This is a genomic window from Oligoflexia bacterium (assembly GCA_034439615.1).
In the GTDB taxonomy this organism is placed as follows: Bacteria; Bdellovibrionota; Bdellovibrionia; order JABDDW01; family JABDDW01; genus JAWXAT01.
Genome location: JAWXAT010000035.1, coordinates 1 through 17224 on the forward strand (window position 1 = coordinate 1; position 17224 = coordinate 17224).

General features: G+C 39.5%; 18 protein-coding genes and 1 tRNA gene. 14 read left to right on the forward strand and 5 right to left on the reverse strand.

Going from position 1 to position 17224, the window contains the following annotated elements; genetic code table 11:
• Positions 1-223 precede the first annotated feature (223 nt).
• The 4 genes from SGI74_08480 to ttcA all read right to left on the reverse strand — a co-directional run bounded on the left by SGI74_08480 (position 224) and on the right by ttcA (position 3294).
• Positions 224-1327: a Fic family protein gene (locus tag SGI74_08480; protein ID MDZ4677532.1), complete on the reverse strand. Its 1104-nt coding sequence runs from the start codon at positions 1325-1327 to the stop codon at positions 224-226.
• A 159-nt stretch (positions 1328-1486) separates the two neighbouring features.
• Positions 1487-1563, reverse strand: a tRNA-Pro gene (locus tag SGI74_08485).
• Between the two features lie 244 nt (positions 1564-1807).
• A complete protein-coding gene (locus SGI74_08490) occupies positions 1808-2458 on the reverse strand; it encodes an SAM-dependent methyltransferase (protein ID MDZ4677533.1) in 651 nt (216 codons plus the stop codon).
• Positions 2455-3294, reverse strand: coding sequence for a tRNA 2-thiocytidine(32) synthetase TtcA (gene ttcA / locus SGI74_08495; GenBank protein MDZ4677534.1), 840 nt, complete (start codon positions 3292-3294; stop codon positions 2455-2457). Before ttcA ends, SGI74_08490 begins: the two co-directional genes overlap by 4 nt.
• 74 nt (positions 3295-3368) lie before the next feature.
• Between ttcA and SGI74_08500 the strand changes: the two genes are divergently transcribed.
• A complete protein-coding gene (locus tag SGI74_08500; GenBank protein ID MDZ4677535.1) occupies positions 3369-3923 on the forward strand; it encodes an NUDIX hydrolase in 555 nt (184 codons plus the stop codon).
• Between the two features lie 7 nt (positions 3924-3930).
• Here the strand turns inward: SGI74_08500 and SGI74_08505 are convergent, their stop codons facing one another.
• Positions 3931-4668 carry an HAD family hydrolase gene (locus tag SGI74_08505; protein ID MDZ4677536.1) on the reverse strand — a complete coding sequence of 246 codons (738 nt, stop codon included), beginning with the start codon at positions 4666-4668 and terminating at the stop codon, positions 3931-3933.
• Between the two features lie 91 nt (positions 4669-4759).
• On the opposite strand from SGI74_08505, the gene SGI74_08510 reads away from it, so the two are divergent.
• From SGI74_08510 to SGI74_08570, 13 genes are all read left to right on the forward strand, one after another.
• Entirely contained in the window at positions 4760-5662 is a 903-nt protein-coding gene (locus tag SGI74_08510) for a phosphate/phosphite/phosphonate ABC transporter substrate-binding protein (GenBank protein MDZ4677537.1), read from the forward strand.
• Positions 5659-6390 (forward strand): phosphonate ABC transporter ATP-binding protein, encoded by a 732-nt coding sequence (gene phnC, locus SGI74_08515; GenBank protein ID MDZ4677538.1) that lies wholly within the window; start codon positions 5659-5661, stop codon positions 6388-6390. The genes SGI74_08510 and phnC overlap by 4 nt, the downstream gene beginning before the upstream one ends.
• A complete protein-coding gene (phnE, locus tag SGI74_08520; GenBank protein MDZ4677539.1) occupies positions 6383-7252 on the forward strand; it encodes a phosphonate ABC transporter, permease protein PhnE in 870 nt (289 codons plus the stop codon). The genes phnC and phnE overlap by 8 nt, the downstream gene beginning before the upstream one ends.
• Positions 7249-7551, forward strand: coding sequence for a hypothetical protein (locus SGI74_08525; protein MDZ4677540.1), 303 nt, complete (start codon positions 7249-7251; stop codon positions 7549-7551). The genes phnE and SGI74_08525 overlap by 4 nt, the downstream gene beginning before the upstream one ends.
• A gap of 364 nt (positions 7552-7915) precedes the next feature.
• Positions 7916-8758, forward strand: coding sequence for a GYF domain-containing protein (locus tag SGI74_08530; protein MDZ4677541.1), 843 nt, complete (start codon positions 7916-7918; stop codon positions 8756-8758).
• 96 nt (positions 8759-8854) lie between these two features.
• Positions 8855-9853 (forward strand): VWA domain-containing protein, encoded by a 999-nt coding sequence (locus SGI74_08535; protein ID MDZ4677542.1) that lies wholly within the window; start codon positions 8855-8857, stop codon positions 9851-9853.
• 20 nt (positions 9854-9873) lie between these two features.
• Positions 9874-10596, forward strand: coding sequence for a MotA/TolQ/ExbB proton channel family protein (locus SGI74_08540; GenBank protein MDZ4677543.1), 723 nt, complete (start codon positions 9874-9876; stop codon positions 10594-10596).
• Positions 10597-10605: 9 nt separating this feature from the next.
• Positions 10606-11136, forward strand: a complete 531-nt coding sequence (locus SGI74_08545; GenBank protein ID MDZ4677544.1) for a biopolymer transporter ExbD — start codon at positions 10606-10608, stop codon at positions 11134-11136.
• 4 nt (positions 11137-11140) lie between these two features.
• Positions 11141-11650: a biopolymer transporter ExbD gene (locus SGI74_08550; protein MDZ4677545.1), complete on the forward strand. Its 510-nt coding sequence runs from the start codon at positions 11141-11143 to the stop codon at positions 11648-11650.
• Between the two features lie 9 nt (positions 11651-11659).
• On the forward strand, positions 11660-14620 hold the full coding sequence (locus SGI74_08555; protein ID MDZ4677546.1) for a hypothetical protein: 2961 nt from the start codon (positions 11660-11662) through the stop codon (positions 14618-14620).
• Positions 14621-15559: a tetratricopeptide repeat protein gene (locus tag SGI74_08560; GenBank protein ID MDZ4677547.1), complete on the forward strand. Its 939-nt coding sequence runs from the start codon at positions 14621-14623 to the stop codon at positions 15557-15559.
• Positions 15556-15807, forward strand: a complete 252-nt coding sequence (locus SGI74_08565) for a hypothetical protein (GenBank protein MDZ4677548.1) — start codon at positions 15556-15558, stop codon at positions 15805-15807. The genes SGI74_08560 and SGI74_08565 overlap by 4 nt, the downstream gene beginning before the upstream one ends.
• A 10-nt stretch (positions 15808-15817) precedes the next feature.
• Positions 15818-17218, forward strand: a complete 1401-nt coding sequence (locus SGI74_08570) for an AgmX/PglI C-terminal domain-containing protein (GenBank protein MDZ4677549.1) — start codon at positions 15818-15820, stop codon at positions 17216-17218.
• The last annotated feature ends 6 nt before the right edge of the window (positions 17219-17224 follow it).

Below are 17224 nucleotides of genomic sequence, written 5' to 3' on the forward strand. Positions count from 1 at the left end.
GTTTTGGTTTTAGGCTTTTTCTTGATGGACATTTCGCGTATTTACGCCTTCAAAACGCTCCAAAAATCTCAAAAGAATGATTGACAGTCAACAAAATGGCTAAATGTTTTGAGCACTTAAGTACTCAAAAGGAGACCCTACTTTCCAGATGGCAGCAGAGCTTGAGGACGCTCCTGCGTTGATGGTCAGTCTTGAGCTTTTCATTAATGTAAACAAGATGCCTTCACCATTTCAACGAGTAGCTAATAGACCGACCGCCACCATCGTTACGCTGTAGGATGCCGCGCTTTTCAAGATCAGCCAAATCACGTTTTGCAATTTCTCGGCTTACTTTATTTAAACTCACATACTTTCGATTAGTCATTCCGCCTTCAAAACCGTCTCGACCTGCTTCAAGCAAACGATTTACAACTTTTAGTTGTCGTTCATTTAAATCTGCCTGTGTGTGAGTTTGCCAAAATCTTGCAATCATCATGGCTTTGCTTACGATGTCTTGTGAGTTATCAATCGCTCGAATAAACATTTCTAAAAACCATTCTAGCCACCTTGTTACATCACATGTATCTTTTTGGCTTTTCTCAAGAACGTCATAGTAATCGTCACGCTCTTTACTTATTTGAGAAGATAAACTGTAAAGTCTGCGACCCGTCTTTTCATCTTGCGCTAAAGCCATATCTGTCAAAGCACGTGCGATCCGGCCATTACCATCTTCAAATGGATGTATCGTTACAAACCAAAAGTGAGCAAGACCTGCGCGAATGATTCCATCTAACGGAGGTGGATTATTCCACCACTTCAATAAACCTTTTATTTGGCTATTCATTTGGGTCGAAGGCGGAGCCTCATAGTGGACTTTTCTTTTTCCCATGGGCCCAGAAACCACCTGCATGGGCTCTTTACCTTTTCGCCACTTTCCAACAGCGATCTCCTCCAGATCTGAATAGCCTGTCGGAAATAAAGCGGTATGCCATCCAAAAAGTCTTTTTTCATTCAATGGTTTTTCATTACCACTCACCGCATCGGTGAGCATATTGACGAGGCCATCTATATTTCTTTGGGATGGGGGTAATCCCGCAGTAGGTAACCCCAATCGTCTTGCCACAGAGGAGCGGATTGAATTTCGATCTAGCTTTTCGCCTTCGATGGCAGAAGTAGTGAAGGCTTCTTCAACCAAAATCTTGGCTTGCTCCTCAAGGCCTATGAAGTCAGCTTGAGCGATAATTTTACCTTGAGCTTTTCGTGCCCTTCCCAAGAGTTCTAAAAGCTTATCACTTTGCCATTTTAAAGCCGGCCACTCAGGCTGTTGCCATATATATTTATGACCCATTTAGGCCTCCTATTTGGGTTAATCTATGACCCAATTATACCGTATATTTGGGGCATAAAACAACCCAATTAAGCAGCCTTCTAGGGTAATTGGCTCGAAACCGAACTTTGCTGACGCAGTGCTAACGAAAAAGGTACCGGGTACCGAAGAGATCGAAGATGGTCGGCGCGACTGGATTCGAACCAGCGACCCCTTGCTCCCGAAGCAAGTGCTCTACCAGGCTGAGCCACGCGCCGAATGCGGGTATAAACTACTGAACTTTGGTCGAGCTCAGTGCCTGTGATTTAGTTTTATGTTGCCATCACATCAAAGGTCAATGATCTTTAAACTATATGAACCAACATACAATTGTGAAAATCAATAGGACTGTACGAGTACTCACATTTCTAACGGCACTCGCCCTAGCAGGTGCGCTAGCTATGGGTATTAAGACCATACTCCTTGCAGGTTGAGTTTTAAGCTCTGCATTTTAGGTATGTCTTATACAACTAAGAGTACAAATGGGGTCTTACCCAATGTGCGGCTGGCTAGTTCTGAAATGCGTGCGCGCATCACTTGATGTTTTTCCCCTGTTAAATCTAAACCTAAAACGCCAAGGCGTGAGCCGAAATCCACAGCTAATTCATTAAGCGTTGCTTGTAATCGATAAGGTGTATCCATGATCACAAAGGGGGATCTTAGATTTTTCAGCGTTGCTATTTTTTTATGTCGAGCTTCTTTTTCAGCGGGTAAAAAACCTACAAAATGAAATTCATTAAGCTCAACACCAGAAAGTGCGAATAAACTCATCAAACTTGAGGCACCCGGGTTTACATCGATCGTTATTTTATTTTTTGCACAAGCCTCTACAAGTTTTGCTCCTGGGTCACAAAAACCTGGAGTTCCACAATCAGAAATGAGTGCCACATTTTTGGAGCGGCATAGTTCAACGAGTTCGGGTAAATCTTTTTCTTGTGAGTGTTCATTGAGTTGAAAAAGTTCTTTTTCGCCAATCTCAAGGCGTTTGAGTAATATGCGAGCGGGTTTAAGTTCTTCACAAATTATAACGTCGGCATTTTTTAGAGTTTTAATGGCGCGTAAAGTGATGTCTTCATAATTTCCGATGGGAGTGCTTACTACAACGAGGCTCATTCAAACTTCCACATGCTTTTATCAAGTAGATGTGAAGCTTTGACGTTTTTAAGACTGGCGAGTAAAGAGTTTCTAATATCCGGGATTTCTTTTTCTAATTGCCTGATAAGTTCTTTCACACGTCGACGTTTGTAATCACCGTGAACTGTTTCTCCGCACATGAGCGGGCATTGACAACAGACAACTGGAAAGTTTTTTTGCCGTGTGTATTGTTTAATCTCTTCCTCTAAAACATAAATGAGTGGTCTGATGACAACGTTTTTACCATCATCGGCTTGAAGTTTTGGCGCCATTGCTCCTAAACGCCCAATAAAAAAAGCATTTAAAAGTAAAGTTTCAATCATGTCATCTTGGTGGTGTCCTAGTGCAATTTTATTACATTTTAATTCTTCAGCGAGGCCATAGAGACTTCCGCGGCGTAATCGACTGCACATTGAGCACCACGTAGAACCGCCTTGGTTTTTTTCTTGTACAATTTTATTAATATTTTTTGCAGCCATATGATAACTGATGCCGTGTTTTTCAAGATAATCTTCGATGATATGAGTTTCATAACCTTCGTAGCCTTGATCTAGATTTACGGCGATAATATCGAAATTTACAGGAGCGCGTTTTTTTAAATCATTTAAAACCGAAAGCATAACCCATGAGTCTTTTCCACCACTCACGGCCACCATGATTTTATCGCCTTCTTCGATCATATTAAAATCAACGATGGCTTGACCAACAGCTTTAAAAATACGGCGTTCAAGTCGCTCAGGTGTAAGTTCATAATCACCCGGAGCCCTTTTGCTGGTAGGCGTTTGAGCTTTTATATTTTCAAGTGTTGGTTGCATTAATATATATCCGTTCAATGTTTTTACGCTTAAGGGCTTGATCCTAAACTAACATCCACTTAAAGTGAACCTCGATGTCAGCAAATGATAAGAAATGGGTCAAAATCAGCTCTCAAGAGCTACTTAAAACGTCTTTTTTTAGACTTCGTTGCGAAGAAGCAAGGTTGCCTAACGGAAAAGTGTGTCCGCGCTACTATATTTTAGATTTTGTAGATTGGGTAAATATCGTTGCCCTCACAACAAAAGGTGAATTAATTTTAATAAAACAGTTTCGTTACCCCATTGATCAAACATGCATTGAAATTCCTGGTGGCGCTATGGATCCGCGCACAAACGAAACTCCTGAAACAGCTGCAAGGCGTGAATTGGTTGAAGAAACAGGTTATGTGCCCAGTGAAATGAAACTCATATTAGCGCAATATCCGAATCCTGCAATTCAGAGTAACAAACTATGGACTTTTCTCGCTTTGGGTTGTGAGAAAACACAAGATCAAAATCTTGATCCGTATGAAGACATAGATGTATTCACAGCGACGATTGATGAAACACTAAATATGATTAAAGTCGGCGAATTCACCCACTCGCTTTGTATTGCTTCGATTTATGTAGCACTTGCACACGTGAAATAAACTTCCCTTAAGTAGAGTATCCTTTAATACGTAAAACCTGAGGCGGGGGTGGAGCTTCTGATTCAGAATGAACGGTATCTACGTAGACTAATTTAATATGTGGGCAATTTTCCAAAACCAATCGAATATTGATAGGCTCATTTTCAAAAAACCAAACACTTCCGTCGGTTTTATCCATCTTCATGAAGAATTCTTTTTTAAAATTATAATCTTCAATTCCTGTACTGGGTTTTAAAATTAAATTTGCATGATCTTCGTTCAGTGGAAAACCCCATTGCTTTAAAGACGCCACAGAGCCTGTTTGCATGCGAGGCACATCGCGCCCTGTGAGATAATAAATATCAGCCCCAGCATTATGGAGATCATTCACAAATCCTACGGCACCCTCGTAGGGCACATCATGAAACAAGTAATCACTGCCAAAAAAATACTTCTTCCAATAATCAACAAGCTGTTGGGCGAATTCGGCTGATGGAGACAAGGAAAACCCGTAGCGAGCTAGTGTTCGTTTGACACCATAGTCTTCTGGATGAGGCTTCACTGTTAATAATAATTCAGATTCCTTCCGGTATTTGGCTTTGATTTCGGGTAGTTCAGCAAAAGCATGTAAAATTTTCGTGATCCTCGGACTCACGTCAAAGAGAGTGCTGTCGAGATCAAAGATGGCTTTAAGCCTTGTACCAGATGATTTGAGGGTAACGGCTTCCTTTAGGATTTCGTTAAGAATTGCAGGTCTTTTACTCATTCTTAGAGGAAGTAACTTCTTTGTTCTCGATTTGCAAAGTCTTTGTTGGTAGAAAAGTCCAGAATTTGCTTCAACAAATAAAGGGGTCATTGTGCAGAAATCACTTCTTCTTTTAATATGTGTAGCATTGGGTCTTACGGCTTGTACCAAAAAATCTGACGAAGTTATTTATACAATGGGTTTTACACCGGCTGAAAACGCCGAAACTGTTAATACAAACGGTAAAGTAATAGCAGATATAATTTTTAAAAAAACAGGCATTAAAATTAAAACATATGTTGCCAGTGATTACACTGCCCTCATCGAATCAATGAAGGGTGGCACTGTTCAGTTTGGATGGTTAGCCTCTTTCGGATTCGTACTTGCTGAAAAACATGCAGGAGCCAAGGTTCTCTTAAAATCAGTAAGACATGGAAAACCATATTTCTACTCAGCAATTATCACACGTAGTGATAAACCCTTTCGAAAAATTGAAGATCTAAAAGGTAAAAACATTGCCTGGGTTGACCCCGCAAGTGCAAGCGGTTACATCGTTCCTAAGGCATCACTTCTTAACGACGGCATAGATGCTGATAAGTTTTTTAAAAAACAAGTATTCGCAGGCGGCCATGATTCAGTAGTTCTTGGAGTAATCATGGGCTCAGTTGATGCAGGAGCTACTTTTACAAATGAACCTGAGGGATTAACAGGTTCATGGACAATGCTCACAAACGCAAAGCCAGAGTATAAAGAAAAAATCAGAACAGTGTATGTTTCACAGCCGATTCCAAATGATACGTTTGCAACAACTGATAATTTCAACAAAGCACATCCTGAAGTTGTAGCTAAGGTAATGGAAGCCGTTAAATCTCTTGAGACAACAGAAGAAGGTAAAAAAGCACTAAAAGATCTTTACCGCATTGATTCACTCATCGAAGCAAAGTCAGAAGATTTTGAACCTCTTCGTAAGGCTGCAGACGTGATTAAAATTGATATCGGTGGAAAGAAAAAATGATCCTGGCTCAAAACCTTTCTAAGCAATATCCCGATGGTACAAAAGGCCTAGATGCGCTTAACGTAAAAATTGAGCAGGGTGAGTTTGTAGCAATCATCGGGCGTAGTGGTGCGGGGAAAAGTACTTTTTTAAGGCAAGTGAATGGAACAATACTTCCCACTGATGGAAAACTTGAAGTATTGGGTTGTAAAGTCAGAGAAGCTTCACTTTATGAGATTAAAAAATTACGCAGGCATATCGGATTTATTTTTCAGCAGTTTAATTTAGTAAAAAGTCTCACAGTTATGGAAAATGTTTTGATCGGGCGCCTTGGGTATCATGGTGACGTTGGTGGAAGCATGGGTCTATTTACTGATGAAGATAAAAATCTTGCCCGTCATTATTTGCAAGAAGTGGGGCTTGATGGTCGATTTAATTCTCGTGCAGATCAACTTTCTGGCGGGCAACAACAAAGAGTCGCTATTGCTCGTGCCCTAGTACAAGATCCTAAAATTATTTTGGCAGATGAACCGATGGCAAGTCTTGATCCAAAACTAAGTGAAGTGGTGCTTGATCTTCTAAAATTATTTAATGAGAAAAAGAAAATTACAGTAATCGTTAATATTCACGTTCTAGAGTTAGCAAAAAAATATGCGACTAGAATTATTGGTCTTAAAGCGGGGCGCCTCATCTATGATGGTCCTATTGATGGGTTAACCGATGAAAAGTTGAGGCTCATCTATGACTGACACAACTATCCCACCATTGCCTTCAGCTGAAAAAAGAACTGTTGGAAATAAAGAACTTCAAGAGCACGCTGAATCTCATATATTTGAACGTTTTATGACTCTAAAATATTTCATTATTATTTCAGGCACGGCTTTATTTCTTTGGTCTGCTCGTGCAGTCGAGTTTGATCTTGCGATTTTATGGGCTAATCGCTCTCAGCTCTGGGATTTCATCACCGGAATGTTTCCTCCGGATATGGAAATTGCAAAACAAGTTTTTGACGAAGTAGTCGTAACAATACAATTGGCATTTGTGGGTACAGTGATAGCGACTATTATTTCAATACCCCTGGGTTTTATGGCGGCATCAAATGTGATGCCTCAAACTAAGACCGGCAAATCTATTGTCGCAGCCACAAGATTTCTACTCAACGCTGACCGTGCCATTGATGCTGTTATATTGGCATTGTTTTTCGCAGGAGCAGTAGGGCTGGGGCCTTTTGCCGGCACATTAGCATTAGCTATTCACTCAATCGGAATGCTCGGAAAACTTTTCTATGAAGCGATTGAAACCGTTGATAAGGGGCCAATCGAGGCTGTTGAAAGTGTGGGTGCCGGCAGACTTTCGATGATTCGTTGGGCTGTTATTCCTCAAGTCATTCCTTATTTCATAACTTACTTCTTATTTCGCTTTGAATTAAATATCAGATCCGCTGTTGTTCTCGGAGTCGTTGGAGCCGGTGGTATCGGATTCTTGCTCCAAAGTTATATGAAGCTATTCCAGTATCAAAGAACCTGCACTGTTGTGTTAGTCATTTTGGTGTTGGTAATGAGTCTTGATGCTTTTAGCACTCATCTTCGCAAAAAACTTATCGGGACATGATAAACAAAAAACAAATAAGAATGGTTCTGTTTGGGATCTTACTCATTCCATCTTATGGGTTTAGTTCTAATGATGCTACCAGTGATACATTTCGATTTGTATGCACTAAAAGCAGTAAAAGCCCGCAATTGCAAATCACAGCTCACTACACATTAACTTCAAGTAGTCTTACGGATGTGGCTATAAAAGGTGAGCGTGGTTTAAATTTATATCAAAAAATCGCTAATGCTGAATCCGGTTACAATCTTCGAAATCCACGCTTTAAAGAATTTTATCGATTTAATTTTACCCCCCTATAGACAGCGCGGAGCATATTACTATCTACTTTTGCCAAAGCGTATTTCATTAGTAGAGCGAGAATCATTTACTGGTTATTTTCTCAACGGTAATGAGAGTCGCGGGTTATCTAGTGTTACGCAATTAGTGTGCAATTTCTCGACAATTTAACTCAAATTTCTTTCAATAAAAATTCTCATGTTTCCGGTCGTTCGGCCGATAGAGTTTTGTAGCAAAATGGTATGTCAGATTAATTTAAGTTTTATTGACGAAGTTTTTGACAGCCAAAAGAATGCTCGCTCTGAATGAATGTGGGATAGGTGCGTTTGACTAGCACCAAAGATAAGTGTAGCCTTAATATATAGGGATTACTTTTTCAGGAGTTTTATGAAGAAGTTTTTTATCAATAATGGTGGCCAAAACATTGGGCCTTTAGATATGGAATCCATATTCCAAAAGGTTTCTACATCTGAATTAAAAACTACAGATCATATTTATCTTGGTGATAAAGATGAATGGATTCCTATTAGTCAACATACTGAATACGCAAAATACTCAAATACTCAGAAGCTCATGGAAAATACAAAAAACACTGAATCACCAGTATCTAAAATACAGGTTAGTGAAACTTCAGTTTCCGCAGATCAAGTTGCTGCAATATTACCTTTAAGTATCAGTGGTGATGAATGGTTTGTGCTTAAAGGCAAAGATCGTCACGGGCCATATCTCTATTCAGGCATGATCAAAATGCTTCAGCAGAAAATTTTATTTGAATTTGACTACATTTGGCATCAAGGAATGGCGTCATGGATGCGTATCGCTGAAGTTGCAGATTTTCAACCTGAGCATATTCGCACGATAATCAAAAGCATGAGTGTAATTGAGGCTAGCGAAATATTTTTTAGACGTAAACACACACGTTCACCTTATGAATGCCCCGTGATTATTCATGATAACTCACGCGTATGGAAAGGCCATAGCATTGAGGTTAGTGATGGTGGTGCTGGAATCATCATGGAAAACGCCATGGTATTGCCTGGTCAAAATGTTTATTTGCATTTTAAACCCGGGCCACATTCAAAATCATTTAATGTATTATGTGAAGTAGTAAGCAAGAGATACGTCAAAGGCATTAAAGATAAAAATACGCCTCTTGTTTATGGAATTAAATTTATCAATATACAAAAGCTTCATAAAGAAGAGTTAAAAACGGTTCATGCTGTGGCATAAGCTGTCACAGTAAAATAGCGGTCATTTGCAGTATGTACACTCCGACCACACATAAATTGTTAAGTGCGAAGCTTTGTTTTGCTTCGTGGGGGACAAGTGTTGAGGGGTTTACATATTCAAAAGCTAAAGTACTTACCTGCAGTTTTAACTGTGGTTGGGCTTCTTTTTAGCACTGCTTGTGGAACACCTGCGCAGTTTGGTCTTAATGAACAGACTGAATCATTTGGACAAGTTGTTACTTACAATACTCAAGTCGACATGCTTCTTGTTGTTGATAACTCTGGCTCCATGGGAACAAAACAAACCCAACTCTCACAACAGCTTTTACCATTCATCGATTACTTGGTTACAAGTGGTTTTGATTTTCGCATAGCAGTTACAACGATGGATATGAGTGGTAGCGGTGCAAGGGGAAGTTTTGTGGGTTCACCAAATGTACTTACAAAATCAACTCCTGATCTTCGCAACGCATTTATTCGAAATATTTCACAGGGTACTCGAGGTAGTGATCTCAGCCGTGGATTAGAGGCTATGGCTTTTGCCATTAGTGATTCAAAACTTGCCGGTGAAAATTCTGGATTTTGGAGAAAAGAAGCATTACTTGCTGTTATTTTCCTAACTGACGAAGAAGATGCAAGTGCTAACAACACACAGTACTATATTGAGCTTCTTGATCAGAAAAAACCTTTATTTATTGGTGGGTCACGTGGCTGGCTTGCAAGTAGTATTGTTGTAAAAGAATTAAGTCAGCAGTGCACTTCACTTAATCAATTTGCATCACCAGGTTATCGTTACGTAGGTTTATCTGATGCGAGTAATGGAATTATTGAATCGATATGCTCACCTGATCTCATCCAAGCAAGTGCAAATATCAAAGCGCGCATCACTGAAGTACTCACACAATACCATCTAGCATCTGATGCAGATGTAGAGACAATTCGTATTTTTATAAATGGAAAATTAATTGCAAATGATCCTAGCAATGGTTGGACCTACGATTCACGTGGATACACGATAACATTTCACGGGAGTTCTATACCTCCAGCTAATGCAAAAGTTCAAATTTCATATAAACCAAAAAAGGCTAGAGCATAGGCCAGGCTAAGGGAGAAGTTATGTTTAGCGAGTTTGGAAAATTTATTATTGACGGTGGAGTAGCAGTATACAGCATGTTGTTGTTAGCTGGTTTCTCTGGTGCAATTATCTATGAAAGAGTCCAAGCTCTTTACTTTAGATACGGCTTAAAAACAGACGCTTTCTTGGCGCAAATTAAAGCCATGATTGTTGGCGATCGCATTGAAGAGGCGATTGCATTTTGTTCAGCACAAGGCCAAGCTCTGCTCCCAAAAGTAGTTAAGCAGATTCTTGAACGCTCAGACCGTGATGATGAGAGCATTAAAAACGCTCAAGATATTTCTACAATGGAAATTGTACCTTTGATCACTCAACGTATGGGTTATCTGGTTATGGTGGCCAACGTTGCGACACTCATTGGTCTCTTGGGTACAATTCACGGTTTGATTCAATCATTCCAAGCTGTAAGTTTTGCTGACCCGGTACAAAAGCAAACATTACTTGCGCAAGGTATTTCAATTTCTATGAATACCACAGCTCTTGGTCTACTCGTTGCCATTCCTGTGATGATTATTTACAGCTTTTTGCAAGCGCGCCAAAACAAGATGTTAGAAGATATTATTGGTGTGAGTGCCAAGGTAGTTGATCTTTTGATGTCTAGAAATTACCACGCTTATGACGAAAACGCAGCCTTTGCACCAGGAGAAACAATTCCTCCTGTATCTAAAGTAGGCAATAGCTCAGCTAAACGTAAATCGGCTTAAGGAGTAGATATGCGCATATCACGTTTTAGAGACAATGCAGCACATGCGACATTTGAGCTAAATTTGGCTCCGATGATGGATATGTTTGTTTCAATTATTCCTTTCATGATGCTTTCAGTTTCTTTTATGCAGATTATGCTCATCGATGTTCCATTGCCAGTTCCAGTGTCGCAAGCACTTGCGGATGATCGTGCACAAACAAAGCGAGAAGTTGCAATCAGCATTAAAATGGAAAACAAACTTGGTTTTGCCATTGATGTAAAAGATGAGCGGGGTCGTAACACGCGATTATCAGTAGGTAAAATTGGATCTGATTTTGACTATGTTGGGTTACATAAAAAACTAGTTGAAGTTAAGCAGAGATTTCCAAAAGTTTTCAGAGTTGAGCTTAATCCAGATGACAGCGTTGATTATAAATCAATCGTTCAAGCCATGGATGCATCTCGAAGTATTGAAAAAAATGATCCAAAGATCATGATTGATAAAACTGAGTCACCACTTTTGTTTCCGGACGTAATTTTGTCCAATGTGATGGGGTAAGAGTATGAATGCTGCAGTAAGAGCATTAAGGCAAAATCAAAGTGGAACATTTGCGCTTCAGATCACAAGTATGATCGATATGTTCACTATTATTCTTGTTTTCTTATTAAAGAGCTATTCATCAAGCGTCGTTGATATGGCTCCTATGAAAGATCTTCGACTTCCTTCATCAACCGCAACCGTATCACCTGTAGAAGCGCTTAAATTGGCTGTGTCTAAAGACGGAATTTATGTTGATGATAAATCAATTGTAGTTTTTGAAAACGGACAACTACCTAAGAGTGCAACTGACGCTTCTGATACTCGTTTTATTAAGCCGTTGTTTGAAGCGCTTAATACACTGGCGCAAAAATCAAAAAATATTGCTAAGCAAAATGAGAATGTAACGTTTGATGGAAAAATAGTATTTCAGGCTGATCAATCTTTGAATTATCAGCTGATCAAAAAGGTAATGTACACAGCTACTATAGCCGGTTATAGCGATTTTAAATTCGCTGTAGTAGCGCAGCAGTAAGGGACGGCGATGAGACTTTTGTTTCGCTTGCCTACAATTCTAATTACTCTCCTGGCTCTAAGTCTTGTCAGTGGCTACGACTTTGCTTACGCGCAAAATAAATCTACTAACCTAAATGAAGAACTAAAATTAAATATCGGCGATGAAGTAGGTAATGAGATTAAATCGCTAAAAACTGAGCTGCTTATTAATAGCAATGATGAAAAAGCATTACGGCAACTCACAAAGCTTTTACAAAAATATAAAGGCACCGCCCTCGAAGCCTCTCTTAATTTTCGATTAGCAGAGCTTTATATGAGACGCGCTAAAACAGCCCGGTTTTTTGAAATCCATAGAGATAATTCACAAATCGTACACTTCACGCCAAAAGAAACTAAATCGGCATCAAGTCGTGGTTGGATCACCAAAGCAGTAGGTGTATATGACTTAATTGAAAAACGTTTTACCCATTATCGCGATATGGATCTTGTTTTATTTAACAATGCATTTGCGCGCCAAATGATTGGTGAAGAAAAGCAAGCATTGATTCGTTATCGTAAAGTGATTACAGACTTTGCTGAGTCAGCGTTAGTTCCAGATTGTCATCTAGCAATTGGTGAATCACTTTTTAATTCAAAGTCATTTCAAGCGGCATTTGATGAATTTCAAAAAATTAGACAGTTTAACGATTCACGAGTTTATCCATACGGCCTTTATAAAGCGGCATGGGCACTGTACAGCCTGCGTCGTACAGCAGAGGGCCTAAGTGTATTAGAAGAAGTTGTTTCTTATTCAAAGCTTTTACCTTCAGAAGAGACGAGGAGTCGTCTTGATCTCACGCGAGAAGCGCTTGATGATATGGTCGTATTTTTTGAAGACGTAAAAAAACCTACTGAGGCTGTGAGTTACTTTCGAAAACAAGGTGGAGATGATAAAGCCGGTAATCTGTTATTAAAGCTTGGTAAAATATATCAACGTCATTCACGTCATGGGCATCTTGAAATTGTATTTATAGATCTTCTTGATACTGTGCCGGGTACACCCGAGCGACCTGAGATACATCGAGATCTTATTGAAAGTTTTGAAATTACAAAACAACGAACAAAAGCAGTGGTCCATTTAGAAACGCTATCAGATATTTGCCAAGAAAAAAGCAAATGGTCAAAACTTCAAAAAATTGAAATTCAAAAATCATGCTGGGAACATCTTGAGCAAACAGGCAAAAAATACGCAAGCAAATGGCATAAGGATTATAAGAAATCACCAAACGCTGAACTAGCGCATCTTACAGCACGTTCCTATGAATCATTGTTAAAGAATGAACAAAAAATTAGTGATGAAGACAAAACTCGTTTCAGTTACGCTGAGCTCTTATTTCAACAAAATGATTACCGTCGTGCAAGTTCTCAGTATTCAAAAGTTGCATATATCACCAAAGATCTCAAACTTCGTCACGACTCTTCATACGCAGCACTAGTGAGTGTTGAAAAAGCAGTGGGCGATAAATGGTCTGATTCTGATGAGCGTTTATTTGCAATCTTAGCACATGATTATATATCGCTTAATCCTAAAGGCCAGTTTCTCACCGATGTAAAATTCAAAAAGGCGTTTATTGCTTATGATAAAGGTCGTTACGAAGAAGCTGCGCCTCAGCTCAAAGATCTTGCACTGGGTTACAACAATTCAGAGCGCGGTAGAAAAGCTGCGCATTTATATTTAGATATTCTTAATATCCAGAAAAAATACAGTCAATTGCGCGATGAGAGTTTTTTGTTTGTACAAAAACTTACACTCGATGCGCCGATGAAGGCTGAGTTTATGAAGATATACCAGCAGGCATCATTTATTGTAATTCAAGATCTTGAATCTAAGGGTAAGTATCAAGAAGCGGTAAAAGGTTATATTAATTTTGTAAATGGAGATCCAAAATCAGTCCTAGCTGATAGAGCGCTATACAATGCTGTGCGTTCTGCTAATTTGGCTGGCGATTTACTTCAGGCTTCAAAACTTGGAGAGCGAGTAATTAAAGATTATCCACAATCCACTTACAAACTTGAACTTGCTCGAGCACTGGTAACTCTTTATGAAGCGCAAGCTCAGCTTGGGCCCGCTGGGCAAATGCTTATTCGCCTTGCTGATTGGGATACAGAAAAAAGATTAGCTTATCTTCTCACAGGTGCAGATTATAAAGCGCTTAATAATGAGTGGGATAAAGCTGTTCAGATTTATCATCAACTTTCTTTGAAGGCTGGTAATAAAATAGAAGGTAAAATCGCATTAGAACGGCTCGCTGGTTACAACGAGCGTTTTAATAAATGGGATAAATCGCGCAAAATATTTGAGCAACTTATCGAACTTAGAGTTCAGCCACAGGCAAGTCTTGCTCTGTTAAAGTTAGTTTTGCATGCATACAATGTTGAGAAAAATAGTGAGAAAGCATTTAAGTTAGCAAAACAAGTTGTAAGCATGAAGAATGATGGCAAAGTTTCAACATACGCTTTGGCTCAGGCCCGTTTGATTCAAGGCAAAATATTAGAAGCAGAATTTGATATGGTTGGTGTAAAGGCTAGACCTGAGCGACTCAGTTATGTTCTTCAAATTAAAACAGAAAAATTAGATAACGCGCAAAAGGCCTATCAAGAAGTTATTAGTTTTGGCGATAGACCCACAGCTGTTGAAGCACTTATTCGATTAGCAAAATGTTATGAAAAATTCTCCATTGCCATTCATTCAATTGAAGCCCCAGTTGATGCACCAGATGCTGATAAAAAGAAATTTTATCAAGAGCTCGACAATATGGCCATGCCTATTGAAGAGAAAAATGCTGAAACTTTACAGATAGCACTTAAACAAGCCAAAGATATTAAACTTCGAGATGGAAGTATTGGAAATATTCAAATGGAACTCAATCGTTTGTCGCGCCGAGCAGTCTCCAGCCGCATAGCTATAGATTTAACAACGCCTGAAAACGTTTTACCGATGGTGAACTAAATGAAGTACTTAGTTTTGGTTTTTGCATTATTGGCTGTACAGATTTTAATGACGGGTTGTTCATCAACTCAGACGCAGCCACAATACGATGCAAGGGTATCTGAAGCGGCATATGTTTACAAAAAATCAATTCAATCCATTACCATGGCTGAGGTAAAATCAGATCTTTGCACTAAAAATGCTGGTAAAATTAAGGCTCAATGGAATTGGAAACAAGCTATCGAAGTAGCTGATAGCTGTATGAAGACACGTCAATTTGCAATGGCTGAAGAAATTGGAAATGAACTCTCTACTCGAGAACCAGCAGGGCCATGGGGGCCGTATTTCTTAGCGAGTGTTGCTCGTGAACGCGGTGAGCTTGAGCGAGCTCTATGGATGAGCGAACTTGCAATGAAGCGTGCTCATGAAGTTGGGATTTTACATTATCTAAGAGCGCAAGTTTTATGGGATAAAAAAGAATACGGTGCAGCAGTTGCCAGTTTTGAGAAAAGTACTGAGCTTGATTCTTCCATTGTTCCAGCGCATCTTTTCTTAGGGCAAATTTATTATCGTGATCAAGATTATACCGCTGCTTCAAAACATTTTTATGCGGTATTAAAAATAATTCCGAGACATCCAATAGCGCTTTCTGGTCTGGCTGAAAGTCAGTTGAGAGAAAATAATGTTCAAGGGGCCCTAGATGCCTACTCAAGACTTGCTGATTCTTATTCAAACGACGGCTTGTATTTAGCTCGCATTGGTGAAATCTATGAAACTGTCTTGCACGATATTCCCAAAGCATTAAGTGCTTACAGAAAATTACACGGCCTCATTCAAAGTGGTCGCATTACTAAAAATAGTGAAATTTCACTTGATGCAAAGATCAAAGAATTAGAACTCAGCACTCAAGAAAAGAGAACTCTGGCAGCCTCCGACGAGAAAGGAAGTCAGATTAAATGAAGTACTTAGTAATGATTATTTTCATAGTTCAAGTTTTTAATTCCTCAGCAATTGCTGAGAATAAAAAAACTGTCATTATGAGAAAAACCCAATCAGTTGATTTTGATGGCGACACCGTTGATGGTAAAGGTCGAAATCCTGATGGCGCCTATTTAGTACAAAAACGCTCAGTTGATTTTATACCACTCTACAAAATACGTGAGCATTTTGATAAGAATATTAAAGCTAGTATTGACTACCTAAAATGAGGATGAAGTCATGCATGCATTGAAAATTAGAATGCCCTTGATGGTGCGACATACGGTAAAAGGCCGTCAGGTGCGCGTTCATCAATTTCGTGGCCCTGAGCGTATGATTGGTACTGCGCGGGGTTCTGACATTCGATTGCTTACAAAGGGTATCTCAGGTGTTGTGTGCATGATTGAAAGACGTCCTCAAGGATGGTTTATCGTAGATCTTGGGAGTCAGCCAGACGTAAAAATCGATGGAAAGCCCTTTGTCGAACATATGATTACTGAGAAATGCGTTCTACAAATCGGTGAAAATAATTTGGAGTTTAATCTTCAAAAGAAACGCCGTGAAATCTTCACTGATCAACAAGATCTTCAAGGTAATCACAAGTTATCAGTTATGAAGTGGCGCGGTCGTATATTAACTACAACCCAAAATGCTTCGGAGCTGATTCCTTATAAGTCATTAGATAATGTTGAAATCTCACAGTTTAATTTGCCAATACCTAAGGTCATTGAAAAAGAAAATTTTACGATTGATCCGCATCTTAAACGCCCGATGCAGGGAACCTTTTTGGCTATACTGTTGTTTTTTGTTTTTCTGATTGGCATACCGATGCCTAAAAAAGAACTCGAAAAACCAAAAGATAATGTTTATACACGCATGATTTTTGACAGCAAAGTGCTTAATCAAAAACGTAAACAACTTGTCAGTCATGGTGTGAAAACTCAAACAGGTACTGGTGCTGGCAACGGCAGTTTGTCTGAAGGCCAAAAAGGTGCAAAGGCTCAGGTTAATAAAGCTGTGAGCTCATTACGTAAAGCAGGTTTGCAATCAGTGATTAGTAAAATTGCTTCTCGTGCAGCAGCCAATGCAAAACTCATTGCTGTTCTTGCGGGAACTCCACAAGCAGATGCGAGTATACCGTCGCAAATGGGTGGAATCGCACCCTCCAGTGTTATCGATAACAAGCAAGGCATCACAGGAAATAATAAAGGTTTTAAAATGGGCGCCATTGGCACCGGAGGCAAGGGTGGCGGCACAGGTGGATACAAAGCTGGCACAGGGTTAGGTACCGGTAGTGTCGGTAATGGTGAGGTTGGAATCGACGATGAAGAATCAATAGTAGAAGGTGGACTTGATCGTGAAGTCATTGCTGCAGTAATACGAGAACATTTAGGGCAGATTCGCTACTGTTATGAGCGACAACTCTCTGCAAGCCCTGATCTTTATGGAAAAGTAAAAATTAAATTTAGTATTGATGCTGGTGGACTTGTTGACACGCAATCCATTGGTCAAACAACTTTAAAAAACGCGATGGTAGAGGAATGTATTTTGAGGCGCATCGCCACATGGAAGTTCCCTAAGCCAAAAGGCGGGACAAAAGTTCTTGTCTCTTACCCGTTCTTATTTAAGAGCGTTCAGTAAGAGTCA